Source organism: Paenibacillus allorhizosphaerae (assembly GCF_042659105.1).
Taxonomy (GTDB): domain Bacteria; phylum Bacillota; class Bacilli; order Paenibacillales; family NBRC-103111; genus Paenibacillus_G; species Paenibacillus_G allorhizosphaerae.
This window is the reverse complement of the sequence record NZ_JBHSRV010000001.1, coordinates 96,753-109,995: the sequence shown is the minus strand read 5'-3', so window position 1 is coordinate 109,995 and position 13,243 is coordinate 96,753. Positions and strand designations below refer to the sequence as shown.

Here is a 13,243-nt window from a genome sequence, read left to right as displayed (position 1 = left end):
GAGGAAACAATGCATTTGAGGGGAGGAGTGTAATGAAACGGCGATTCCGGATAAATTAATCCTCGGTTTCCGGAATAAGGGATGTCAAGCCCGGCAAGATATACAAAACGTTTTATCGCACAATTTTGTAAGCGCTGCCACTTTCACATTTATAAAGCGGATCGTTAAAATAACAGTCTGCGTGCGAGTACCCGATTCATTCGGGGGCCCACTGCGACGGGGCAGGAGCGAAAATGGATGGATAACTATGTTTTGAGAAAAACAGGAATCGTCATTACCGGCTTGACACTAATGATCACAGGCTGCAGCGGCGGGGTAGACAGCGTCAAAACAGTAAAGCCCGCAGAAGAAAAGCAAGTGAAGCTGGATACGACGCCAGTCAAGGTGAAGTTTGCAACGACTTCCGGACCTTTCAACGAAAAAGATTTTCAGCAATATGTCAAAGACCCTGTAGCCAAAAAGTACCCCCACATTACCCTCGAATATATCAACATGTCGGAGAAAGGCTTATCTCTCAACGAACTGGTTGCGGCCGGTAATCTGCCGGATATTGTGGTCGGATACGGTGCAACGCTAAAGCAGCTTAAGGATCTGCAGTTGTTTTATACCCTGGAACCGCTTATCAAGAAATACAACTTGGATTTGAATCGGATCTCTCCCGAAATGCTCGAGTACATCAAGGTCAACGGCGCTTCCGACTCTCTGGGCGGACTCCCCGCATATAACAATACTTTCGGTTTGTTCAATAACAAAGGATTATTCGATAAATTCGGCGTGCCTTATCCGAAGGATGGAATGACTTGGGAGGAAGTCGGCGACCTTGGAAGAAAAATAACCCAAATGTATGACGGCGTTCAATACCGCGGCTTTTTTCCCGACGGCGTGAATCGGATGATCAACCAGATCACGTTGACTCAATTGGACAAAAACGACAAATCGATGTTAACGACGGAGCCTTGGAAAAACGCCTTTGAGTTGTGGAATAAAATCTATAACTACCCAGGCAGCTCGGATCCACCTTTCAATACGATCAACTTCAGCAATAATCAGGCTGCCTTCTTGAAGGGGGAGCTGGCCATGATTACCGGCTACAGCGCAACGCTGCTGGCGCTGCGCGAGGCCAAAGATATGAGCTGGGATGTCGTGACGTATCCGCAGCATAAAAGCAAAATGGGATACAGCACGAATGTCGATACACCGAACTTATCCATCACAGAGCAAAGTAAGGTGAAGGATGCCGCGTTCCTTGTGATCGAAACCGTATTATCCGACGAAGTGCAGCTGGACTTCTCGAGAAACGCGAAAATGTCCGTGCTGACCAGCGACAAAGTCAAGCAAGAATTCGGCAAGGGCATTCCCGAATTCCAGGGTAAACCGTTGAATTTGGTCAGCATGGTGAATCTGAAGCCTTCCGTGCCCCGAATTTCCCAGTACCAAGGAAGCGATACGAATAAAATCGTGTCCGATGCTTACGAGGTGGTGCTCCGGAAGGAGAAGGATATCAATACCGCATTGCGAGAGGCGGACGAGGCACTTAATAAGTTGGTGGAATCGAAAAAGAAGCAATAGGAGGTCGCGGAATGTTCTTTCAGCATAAGCAGCAAGCGCTAAACAAAATACTTATACTCGCAATCGTACTTTCGTTCTTTTAACGTACCCGGTTTACCGGCATCGACGGCTCATGCAGCGGCGGGAGACAACTCCTATCTGTTAGGCATCGAAGTAAACAAGCCCATCCATGCGGCAGTCAATCTGGATCTTGCAATGATGATATCACAAGGTACGAGCGCCTATTTGCAAGGTAGAGCTTTCAATGAACAAGGCGCCGAATACACCGTCCGTATGCTGATGGACACCGTGCAGGGGAAATCGGGCAAATCTTCCGTTCCTTCCATCGTCATTTGGAAAAGAGCCGCTGCCGAAGGAACTCCCCTTGCCGAGATCAAAACGCACGACTTTAACGGCAGCATCCAAATTCGTTAATAGTCTAGGTTGCACATGATGAAGTGATCCACTCTGGAGCCGCCAAGCATGCTTGGCGGTCTTCCGATATCCGCTGTCCACATCATTGCTCCACATGCGGTTACAATTGGCTGTCTAAGGTCAATATGAGCATCAGACAAAAACACATCAATTTCCATTATGTTCGGCGTCTAGATTTACCGATATGATTAGGTTCAGACAGGCTGCAGCAATGAATTTCGAAAGATGATATAGGAGGAGATCCGCATATGCTGACTTTAGACAAACTGAAAAAATTGCCTTCAACGGTTAGACTCTCCGATTGTACAACCGCTTCTGAAAGCGATGTGGCCTTAGAGAGGACGTGGTCGAACAATCTGCTGCAAACAACGGTAACCAATCGTTCCGACCGGCCGCTGCAGATCAAAGAATTGGTGTTGTTCTCCGGCATGACGTCGTACGATCAGGAAACCCCATTTTACGGAGAAGGGTACCAGATGCTGACCCAATATGGGGGGACGCTCTCGTCACCGTTTCATATTGGGGCGTATGGCACGGACTGGGATTTCTTCCGGCTGCCGAGAACGCCGTTTCATGAGAACGTATGGTCCGTATACAATCTTTTGCTCCTATCGCCTGAACGACAAGGACACCAGCTGCTGGCTTTTACGTCCTGCCACCGTTTTTCCGGCGAGATTCGTTTCAGTGGCTCTTATATCGAAGTGATTATGGATACGGAAGATTTGACGCTTGAGCCGGGCGGTTCTTGGGATTTGGAACAATTCGTCTTCTCTTCCGGCTCTGACCGTAATCGGCTTTTTGCGGAGCTAGCCGAACACTTGAACCGTAACCATCCGCGCATGCGGTATCCGGAAATTCCGACCGGCTGGTGCTCGTACTATTGCCTGCGCCCGATGACGGCGGATGGATTTTACGACAATGCCCGCGCAATGAAGCAGCGTATCCCCGAGCTGAAGCGGATTCAAATTGACGGCGGGTATGCGGCCGCTAACGGCGATTTCTTAATACCGCGGCCAGGTCTGGGAGCCGATGTCAAAACGATCAGCGACGGCATCCGCGCCAATGGGATGGAGGCTGCCGGATATCTTTCTCCATTTATTGTTGAGCCCGGCTCCAAACTGCGCCAGGAACATCCGGACTGGCTGGTCAAAGATGAAGAAGGAAATCCGTATAACGGAATCGGCCAGAAAAAAAGAACGCCGGAGAAGCAGTGGTACATGCTGGATACTACGCATCCGGAAGCGTTGGAATATTTGCGGTCTGTCGTGAGGACGATGCATGACGAATGGGGCTGGCGCTATTATAAAATGGATTTTTTGCAGTACGGCGCGCTTCCCGGAGTCCATCACGATAAAAACGCAACCCGTATTGAAGCATTCCGTCGCGGTATCAAAGCGATTGTCGATGAAGTCGGACATGACAGCTTTATCCTCGGCTGCAATGCGCCTTTTTGGCCGCTGCTCGGACTTGTTCACGGGAACCGGATTACGAACGATATCGCGCGGGATTGGAAGCATGTGGGCGGCAACGCGAGGGAGCAGTTTCCTCGTAACTGGCAAAACGAAGTTTTATGGTTCAACGACCCGGACGTTATCGTACTCGAGAGAGTAACCTTCAAATCCAAAACGATAAGCGGAGAAACGGTTGAAAAACCATCGATTATTACCGACCAGGAGTTTGAATTCCACAAAGCCGTCATTTTAGCTTCCGGCGGAATGATCATCAGCGGTGATCTCATCCCTTCGATGTCGGAGAAGAACATCAACGTATTAAAAAAACTGCTGCCTCCGACGGGAAAAGCGGCCGTTTTCGAAGACAACAGCTTCGCCGTAGGACGGATAGATTTGGGTAATAAGCAAGTGATCTGCGTATTTAATTTTGAAGATGAGCCGAAAGATTTCGATTTCCCGCTGCAAGGAAGCCATCGCCTCTATGATTTTTGGACGGATGAGGAGATCGGGGTATATCAGGATAAGGTTCAAGTGCCGGGCCTTGACGCGCATTGCGCAAGAGTGCTGTACTACAACGCTTAGTTTATTGCGGTAATATTAAACGGGACGAGAGCTTATAATACATCTGGAAAGGGCTGCCGATAAGGTGGGTGGCCTTTTCTTATTGACTTTACTTTTGGTGGTAACTATAATGGTTACAACGGTGGTGATGTAATTGAAACAAATAAGCACGCGTTTCTCAATCGCTGTTCATATTCTTTCCCTGATTGCTGTCAGTTCAAACGAATGCACCGGGGACTTCATCGCAGGTAGCGTAAATACAAATCCCGTGGTAATTCGAAGAATTATGGGAATGCTGAAAAAAGCGGGACTAGTGGAAGTACGGCCGGGGGTGGGAGGCGCTTCTCTGCTCAAGACACCTGATGAAATAACGCTTCTTGATGTTTATCGCTCTGTAAATGTGATTGAAGAAAACCAATTATTCCGTTTTCACGAAGATCCGAATGAACGTTGTCCGGTCGGGCGGAACATTGAGTCGGTTCTCCAATCCGAGTTGAACGAAGCTCAATCTGCAATGGAACACAGGTTGGCACGAACGACTTTGAGCCAACTCATAGCAAGGTTCAAATAAATGAGAGCTCCTTAAAGTGAGCTTTTATTTTATAAACTTGTTGTAACTATAAAGGTTATAACAATAACAACTACAACAAATTAGATTTGGAGGAATAGAAAATGAAAATGTTAGTCACCGGCGCGACAGGGAGATTAGGAACGAAAATTGTAGAGACGCTATTGAAATCTGTACCAGCGAGTCAACTGGCTGTAAGTGTCCGCAATCCAGAGAAAGCGGAAGGGTTACGTGCGCGTGGGGTAGAAGTTCGGCAAGGGGATTTTGACCGTCCGGAAACATTGAATTCAGCCTTTGCAAATATCGATCGATTATTGATTATCTCTGCGGATGGAGACACTGAAACAAGAATTCGTCAGCACACCAATGCCGTAGCCGCTGCAGAGCGTTCCGGTGTTCGATTTATTGCATATACCAGCATAGCCAATGCAACGGAAAGCGCGAATTTCCTTGCTCCTGTTCACCGCGCTACGGAAGAAGCCATCGTCAAAACGGGCATTCCTTACTCCTTCTTACGCAACAACTGGTACTTGGAGAATGAAATTTCAAGCATTCAAGGCGTGATGGCAGGAGCTCCTTGGGTAACCTCTGCCGGATCCGGCAAGGTGGGGTGGGCACTGCAACAAGATTACGCGGAGGCGGCTGCAGCAGTATTAGCGGGGAACGGACACGAGAATACGATTTATGAGCTTTCGGGGAAACCGTTGACTCAAGAAGAGCTGGCATCTGCTCTTGGCACGGTATTAGGCAAGAAGGTATCCGTGCAACAGGTTGACGACACCACTTATGCCGACATCATGAAAGGCGCAGGTGTACCCGAATTCGTCATCCCCATACTCGTAGGGATTCAGCAGGGAATCCGGGAAGGCACACTGCAGATCGAAAGCAACGATTTTGAAAAACTGCTCGGTCGCCCGATTACTTCGATCCGTGAGGCATTGACTCAAATCGTTAACGGAATCTCTCCAACAAATTAATCGAACTCCATTCATAACCGGCCTTTCGTAATGTCAATTCACGATATTGGCACGAATGATATACAAATTGACACTTCGGATGGACCGTGCTACCATATTTATCATATTAATCATATTTGTGTGTTCAACCGGAACTCCGGAGACGCAGCTTACGTTTCATTTTGTTAAATGGACGGGAGGCTACGTCTTTTTTTTGATCAACCTATGGATGAAACATTGAAGTAAGAGGTGGATTCATGAAGGAGTATTCGTACGAATTTAGGGAAAATTACCGTCACACGCCATCGGAGTGTGAAAAATTGGGCGGAATATGGCCGCTCCGTGTTGGACAAAACAGAGCAAAACCAAATTATTTTGTTGGCACGCGGATTATCGATTGTTACTCCGTTCACTTTATTATCAGCGGATCGGTTTTCCTCTCGCATGGAAACGAAGTGGTCCATTTGAAGCCAAAAGATATATTTTGCCTCTATCCGAACATAAAGTATAGTTACAATGTTGTCGACTTCGATTCGGAGTTACCTTTGCAAATGTGTTGGATCGCTTTTAACGGAGTCCAGGCTTCTTCCATTTTGAAGCTTATCGGTGTTTCTGAAGACCAACCCTTCCTTCGTAATTGTTTGACTCCTGATTTATATGAGTGGATCAAAAAATTGTTCAACCTCGTTGCTAAAAAGGAACAAAACGTTGGGCTGAAAACACAAGTCGCCTTATACAACATTTTTGACATGTTAATGAATAATAAAAGCGGTTTACCGAGTAAGGCATACGTCAACGAATGGTTAATGAGAAGCATAGATTTTATTAATACCCATTTTATGGAAGGGATATCGGTGATGGAGGCCGTTCAGGTCGCGGGAGTGCACCGTTCACATTTTTACAATGAATTTAACCGTTTGCTCGGCATGAGCCCCAGACAATATTTGATAAAGCTTCGTATGGAAAGGGCCAGCGAGATGCTGATGAATACAACCTTAAGTATTACTGAAATTTCGCTCTCCACCGGGTATCCGGATCTGTATTCTTTTTCCCGCGCTTTTTATAATTTTTTTGGTGTTTCCCCAACGGATTATAGGATAAAAGCATCCGTAAAACTAAAGCAGATAGACAATCAAGTATAGATGAACTAAATAGTTATTCTCATACATCATTGTATAACTTTGATTAAATGCTGCATTAATTCCGATTTATTATATTGGAATACTATATTATTGCGGTTGAGTTGATATTGACATTGTTCAAGGAGGATGCTTCAACGTGAGGGCAACCGGCCTATCGAGAGGCGGTGGAAGGATTCGACATAATGATAAATAGAGGAAAACATAATGATATTCCACAATCGACACGGATAATTTAAAATTAAGATTAATTCCAATATATATCATAGGAATACTGAGTTATTTTGATCACCGTTCAAACGATTGGCATCACGATATGGTGAACACTTTGAAATACGGCGTCACCCGGGAGAAATGGTTTAACTCGGAATTCAAAAAATCGTATACCGAGGAACTCGGTATATTCAAAGGAAAACCTGGAAGGATTATTCAAGGAAAAGCCTGCACCGCTCCGGTCAGTACGGTGTTTGACAACAAAATTTATGCAGTGCTTGCCGATGCGCAAAAAAATATGGGGCAGAACGGTGCGGATGTCGACAAAATACTTCGGATTGCAGACGATCAGGCAAATCACGTGTTTGCGGAAATAAAAAACGCCAAAAAGTAGGGACTTCAACGTTTAGAAAGGATGGACAATACATTCAATGACTCGAACGAATATACTGCTCATTACCGCTGACGATTTGAACTATAATTCACCGGGGGTTGCGGGATGCGGAATTCCTGGAATAACGCCGAACATCGATCGGCTGGCCCAGGAAGGGATCCGGTTCGTACACGCACATATGACGATTGCGGTGTGCCAGCCTTCCCGATCGGTGCTTATGACCGGCAAATACCCGCACCGCAACGGAGCGCTCGGCTTCGGTCCGATAAACCGCGATGTGGTCACGCTGCAGGAGCTGCTGAAGAAGGCAGGATACCGAAACGGCATTATTGGCAAAGAAACGCATTTGGCACCCTCCGACAAGTTTTATTGGGATGCCTACGTCCGCACGGAGGATGAAGCCAATGGCTATGGCCGGGATCCTTCCGTATATTACCGATATACGAAGCAGTTTATAGAGGATGCGGTTCGAGAGGGAGAGCCATTTTGCCTTATGGCCAATTCTCACGATCCGCACCGCCCATTTGCAGGAAGCGAACAGGAATTCAAGAAGTTTGGCCGGCATACGGAAGTAACGCGACGATTTGCGCCCGATGAAATCGAAGTTCCGGGATTTTTACCTGATCTTCCGGATGTACGTATAGAGCTCGCACAATATTTTGCTTCTGTCCATCGCTGCGACTGCACGGTAGGGGAAATTGTAAGAGCGCTTAAGGAATCGGGACAGGAGGATAATACGCTTGTCATGTTTTTAAGCGATAACGGAATGGCCTTTCCTTTTGCCAAAACGAACTGTTATTTGACCAGCACCCGGACGCCATGGATCGCTCGTTGGCCGGGTAAAATCGAACCGGGGACGGTGGATGAGCAGCATTTTATTTCCGGGATCGATTTTATGCCGACCATACTGCAGGCCGTCGGACTTTCTAAGGCGGGCGGAGTGGACGGCAGGTCATTCGCAGATCTGCTCTTCGGCAAGACGCAGCCGTATCGAACGAAAGTATTTACGGTATTTAACCAGACTTCGGGGAAGCGCGATTACCCGATGCGCTGCGTGCAAAACAAGCAGTTCGGATACATTTATAACGACTGGTCCGATCAAGAGAACGTTTTCGTTAACGAGTCGCAAAACGGTATGAGCTTCAAAGCGATGCAGAAAGCAGCGGAGCTGGATGAGTCGGTAGCGGCCAGAGTCCGTTTTTTTCAATACAGGGAAAAAGAAGAATTATACGATTTCGAGAAAGATCCCGACGCTCTGAATAATTTGATTGACCTGCCGGATTATAAATGCATTGTGAACGATATGAGACAAGAGCTGCTCTATGCAATGAGTTCCACGTATGATCCGGTAACGGAGTCGTACCGTAAATTTCTCTCACAATCCAAATCTTGAAATGAATAAAAGTCTTAACATTTCAGGGCTGAATTGTTAAGACTTTTCATTGTTCATTGTGACTTAAATAAAAAGAAGGAGCTGACCGTTATGAAAAATAATCGATTGCTCATGCTGCTTACCGGTTTCATCCTGATCAGTTCCGGCTGCGGCGGGAGGGAGACTGGCGGTACCGGACATGCCGATAAAAGCCGTTTCGAGCCCGTCAAACTGATAATGTACCAGCGCGGAGCGAATATCAGCGATGAGGAATTCCGTATTTTGATCGCCGAGCCGGTGAAAAAGAAATATCCGCATATTGATATAGAGCTCATACACGCCGACAAAGAGAAAACGCCGGAAAGCTTTGTGTCCAGCAGAAACATGCCGGACCTCGTCTTCACGAACGGTGCAGGAGTCCGAACATTCAAAGATCTAAATGCAGCCGAGGATTTATCGGGGTTGATTAAAGCGAACAAATTTGACTTGAACCGTTTTGAATCCAATGTCATCGAAACGATCAAGTCTCTTGGAGCACAAGGCCAAATCTACGCGATTCCGTTTTCGATTAATTTCACGGCGCTATTTTACAACAAGGATATCTTTAATAAATTTGGTGTTCCTTACCCTAAAGATGGCATGACATGGGAAGAAGTGACGAAACTAGCCAGGCAGCTGACCCGAATCGACGACGGGCAGCAATATTACGGCCTCCATCCAGGCGGAGTAGAACTTAAAGCGGAACAGCTATCGCTCAGCGCCTATAATCCCAATACGAAAAAAGCTACTCTGAGCGGCGACGGTTGGGTACGCGTGTTCCAGGCCCATAAAGCCGTTACGGATATTCCGGGCAATCAGCCGCCGAACAATATAGCAACGTTTCAGAAAGACCAGGTTTTGGCGATGTCGGCTGCGAAGGGAGCCAGGATCGGAGAGCTGGAGGATTTGCATAATCAAGGGAAGCCGGTCCATTGGGACCTGGTTTCGTTCCCGACATTTCCGGAAGCACCGAGAATAGACGCAGAGGCCGCAACGCACATGCTGATGATGACTTCAACAAGCAAACATAAGGATGCGGCTTTCAAGGTGATGGAGATTGTAACGGAGGAAGCGAATCAATCGGAGATGAATAAGCGCGGCCGTTTGACCGGCTTGAAGGATCCCGCAATGAAAGAAAACTTTGGCTCCAATCTTCATTCATTGAAAGGAAAAAACGTAAAAGCCATATTATATAATACGCCGGCGGTTAACCGCTATAATGACAAATTTACGGATATTGCCAAAAGCCAGATCGGGCCAGCAATCAACAAAGTGATGAAAGGGGAAGCGGACATTAATACGGCGCTGCGGGAAGCGGAGGATACAGCGAACAAGCTGATCGAAGCGGAATTAAAGAGATAGATGAACCTGCTATAGAAAATTGCCGTCGGTAATCACCATAAACCTGTAAAGGAGAGTGTTTATAATATGTCGAAGCACAACCGGACCAACATTCTTATATTTATGACCGACCAGCAGCAAGCGCAAGTAACGCTTCCAGGACACCCTTGCCGAACCCCAAATTTGGATCGCATCGCCAGGGACGGGATTCGCTTCACGAACGCATATCCGCCGATGGCTCATTGTTGTCCGGCAAGAGCCTCTTTTATGACGGGATTGTACCCTTCGCAGCATGGGATTTACAACAACGTCTCTAATGAACAGGCCATCTGCCGATCCTTGAAACCCGGAGTCGAGACGTTTTCCGAGAAGCTGAAGGAAGCGGGATATCAGCTGTTTTTCAGCGGAAAATGGCATGTTTCCGCAACAGAGAATCCAAAAGACAGAGGCTGGGAAGAGCTCCACGTCAATGCGGGCGTGGGAGCATATATGGGCATACACCGGGATAAGTGGAGAGAGAACAAGGCGCAGATCGATGAGGATCTATCGGCAGCCTCCCGGAAAAAAGGGGAGATCGTAAGACCGGGATGGGGGAACGTGCAGTTATACGGGACTTCGCCAAAAGCTCTTCAAGAATTGGGAGATTACCGAGTCGTTAGAAAAGGGATCGAGCAACTGGACAGACTAAAAGACGGTGAAAAGCCGTGGTGCCTGTATATCGGTGTCACCGGTCCGCATGATCCGTTCATTATTCCGGAAAAGTATGCAACCATGTACTCCCCGGATGACATCGAGCTGCCGCCCAACTACAATGACACACTAACGGATAAGCCGGCCTTATACAGGAGAATGCGGAAAGTGTTCGACATCTTGTCGGAGCAAGAAGTCAAGGAATCGATCGCCCATTACTGGGGCTATTGTTCGATGATCGACGATCTGTTCGGCGAAGTAGTGGATGCGCTTCAGCGTAACGAGCAGCTGGATAATACGCTGGTGCTGTTTCTGTCCGATCATGGGGAACATGCCGGGGCACACGGATTGTATGCGAAAGGACTGAGCCATTTTGACGAAGGGTACAGAGTACCGCTGGTTGCACATTGCCCCGGCTTGATCAAAAGTCCCGGAAAAACCGTCGAACATTTTGTCACGTTGATGGACATTGCTCCCACATTAATCGATGTTGCCGGTGCATCAAAGCTGAACAAATGCAGCGGCGCCAGTCTGATGCCGTTCTTCGACGATGCAGAGCCCGACGGTTGGCGGGAATCGGTATACGCTCAATGCAACGGAGTCGAAGTTTATTACACAAGCCGAATGGTCAGGACGAATCAGTATAAATTCGTTTATCACCCAACCGATATCGACGAGCTGTACGATGTGCGGAATGACCCGTATGAAATGAACAACCTTGCCGAGCTGCCCGAAATGGCGTCGCTCAAAAAAGAGATGTACCAACGGATGTGGCGGCATGCTTTCCAGTCTGAAGATACGATTTTTAACAAGTACGTCACCGTAGCAACCGCCGATTATGGGCCGGGTATCGCGGATTTATAATTCGTCGTAAGGGAGTGGTATTTATGCTGAACCAAACTACCCCAATGTTTCTCCGACAAGCCGATCTTGTGATCATCGATTCGGATAGATTGGGTGATGAAAAGTGCGGAGAATGGGAGGATTACGGCACCCAGGACATCTTCCGTATTCCTGTACTTGAACGGATTGCTGAGAACATATACTTTACAGGTTGAAGGGAATGGCTGATAAGATGGTACAAAACAATTGGAATATATTAGTTATTACGTCGGATGAGCATAATGCCAAAATAATGGGCTGCGCGGGCCACCCGATCATCCGTACTCCGGGACTGGACCGGCTTGCCAGCGAAGGGACACTGTTTACGAAGGCTTACTGCGCTTATCCGATCTGCGCTCCGACCCGGCAAAGCTTTATCACGGGTCAATATCCGCTCGAGCACGGCCAACTCAGCAACTCGCACGTGTTCGATAAACGAAACCGGACCTGGGCGCATCATTTCAAGCAGCATGGATATACAACGGCTTGTATCGGGAAAATGCACACCAACCATGAGTCTTACGAGTACGGCTATGATTACAGATACAGTACGGAGCATATTTCTGAGGAGATCAAAGCGAACAGAAAATCAAACCCGCCGCAATTTGATCCGGCTGATAAGCTTATATTCGATTCGATTACCGATATTCGCGGAGAGAAACCATCTCGTCTGCACGGCAAGGTGGTCAACGACGAATCGTTAGAGACGGATGCCATAATGCTGAAAGAAGCGGTTCATTATTTAAAGTCGCATCCATCGGAAAAGTTTTTCCTGCACGTTTCGTTTGTTCAGCCGCATTGGTATTGGAATACTTCGAAGGAATATTACTACATGTATGACCCCGAATCCATTGACTTGCCGAAGACTGTTCCCGGGGAATTGGAGAGCAATGCGGTTGTTTACAAGATGGCGGAGAAAGCCGGGTGGTTTCACAATACGGAGGAGATGCACCGGCTGGCGAGGGCGCGATATTACGGCAGTATTAGCTGGATGGACAATAACGTCAACCAGCTGCTTGATACGCTTGACGAGCTTGGACTTACAGAAAACACCCTGGTTGTGTACTTCTCCGATCACGGAGATATGGCCGGTGAAAAAGGACTGTGGCTCAAAAATCAAATGTACGATTCTTCGGCGCGCGTTCCGCTCATTATCCGGATGCCGGGCGTCGTTCCTGCCGGTGAAGTGAACGACAAGCTGATCAACCATGTGGACTTATTTCCCACTCTCGCAGGCCTAACGGGAACTCAAGAGCAGATGCCGAATGACATATCCGGCGTTGATTTATCCGGTTTGATTGTCGGCGGTGAAAGCGAGAATGCCTTAGTTAAGAGCAGACAATTCACCTTCAGCATACAGGGACTGAAAAGCGCAGACAGTGTGCCGATGCAAGTAATGGCACGTTCGGACCGTTGGAAATTCATTCAGTATGCACAAGAAGCGCCCGATCAGCGCTATGTGCTGTACGATATGAATCATGATCCGGAAGAAACGCGGAATTTGGCTTCTGAAGAACAATGGCGTCCTGTCGTTCATGAGCATCTCAATGCCATCGCGGAATTTCTTCGCGGATTGCGAAAGCCGGCCTACGAGGTGATACGAAAAGAGGAGGCCGATGTAACCTAAGTCTGAATCCCCAAAAGTCGGATAGGT

At 47.6% G+C, this 13,243-nt stretch carries 12 protein-coding genes; all 12 read left to right on the top strand.

Features of this window, described 5'->3' with window-relative positions:
• Positions 1-237: 237 nt before the first annotated feature.
• The 12 genes from ACFQI7_RS00430 (at position 238) to ACFQI7_RS00375 (ending at position 13,216) form a co-directional block, all read left to right on the top strand.
• Positions 238-1,569, top strand: a complete 1,332-nt coding sequence (locus ACFQI7_RS00430) for an ABC transporter substrate-binding protein (RefSeq protein WP_218096443.1) — start codon at positions 238-240, stop codon at positions 1,567-1,569.
• Positions 1,570-1,764: 195 nt separating this feature from the next.
• Positions 1,765-1,983, top strand: coding sequence for a hypothetical protein (locus ACFQI7_RS00425; RefSeq protein ID WP_218096442.1), 219 nt, complete (start codon positions 1,765-1,767; stop codon positions 1,981-1,983).
• Between the two features lie 248 nt (positions 1,984-2,231).
• The gene (locus tag ACFQI7_RS00420) at positions 2,232-4,016 is read left to right on the top strand and encodes a glycoside hydrolase family 36 protein (RefSeq protein ID WP_218096441.1); all 1,785 of its coding nucleotides are present in this window, start codon (positions 2,232-2,234) and stop codon (positions 4,014-4,016) included.
• A 133-nt stretch (positions 4,017-4,149) separates the two neighbouring features.
• Positions 4,150-4,566 carry an Rrf2 family transcriptional regulator gene (locus ACFQI7_RS00415; protein WP_218096440.1) on the top strand — a complete coding sequence of 139 codons (417 nt, stop codon included), beginning with the start codon at positions 4,150-4,152 and terminating at the stop codon, positions 4,564-4,566.
• A 101-nt stretch (positions 4,567-4,667) separates the two neighbouring features.
• On the top strand, positions 4,668-5,540 hold the full coding sequence (locus ACFQI7_RS00410; RefSeq protein ID WP_218096439.1) for an SDR family oxidoreductase: 873 nt from the start codon (positions 4,668-4,670) through the stop codon (positions 5,538-5,540).
• 236 nt (positions 5,541-5,776) lie between these two features.
• Entirely contained in the window at positions 5,777-6,661 is an 885-nt protein-coding gene (locus ACFQI7_RS00405; RefSeq protein ID WP_218096438.1) for an AraC family transcriptional regulator, read from the top strand.
• Positions 6,662-6,974: 313 nt separating this feature from the next.
• Positions 6,975-7,265, top strand: a complete 291-nt coding sequence (locus tag ACFQI7_RS00400; RefSeq protein WP_218096437.1) for a hypothetical protein — start codon at positions 6,975-6,977, stop codon at positions 7,263-7,265.
• 37 nt (positions 7,266-7,302) lie between these two features.
• Positions 7,303-8,658 (top strand): sulfatase family protein, encoded by a 1,356-nt coding sequence (locus tag ACFQI7_RS00395; RefSeq protein ID WP_218096436.1) that lies wholly within the window; start codon positions 7,303-7,305, stop codon positions 8,656-8,658.
• 90 nt (positions 8,659-8,748) lie between these two features.
• Positions 8,749-10,038, top strand: a complete 1,290-nt coding sequence (locus ACFQI7_RS00390) for an ABC transporter substrate-binding protein (RefSeq protein WP_218096435.1) — start codon at positions 8,749-8,751, stop codon at positions 10,036-10,038.
• Positions 10,039-10,104: 66 nt separating this feature from the next.
• Complete coding sequence (locus ACFQI7_RS00385) at positions 10,105-11,571, top strand: sulfatase-like hydrolase/transferase (protein ID WP_218096434.1); 1,467 nt, start codon at positions 10,105-10,107, stop codon at positions 11,569-11,571.
• Positions 11,572-11,594: 23 nt separating this feature from the next.
• Entirely contained in the window at positions 11,595-11,765 is a 171-nt protein-coding gene (locus tag ACFQI7_RS00380) for a hypothetical protein (RefSeq protein ID WP_218096433.1), read from the top strand.
• Between the two features lie 5 nt (positions 11,766-11,770).
• Positions 11,771-13,216: a sulfatase family protein gene (locus ACFQI7_RS00375; protein ID WP_218096432.1), complete on the top strand. Its 1,446-nt coding sequence runs from the start codon at positions 11,771-11,773 to the stop codon at positions 13,214-13,216.
• The last annotated feature ends 27 nt before the right edge of the window (positions 13,217-13,243 follow it).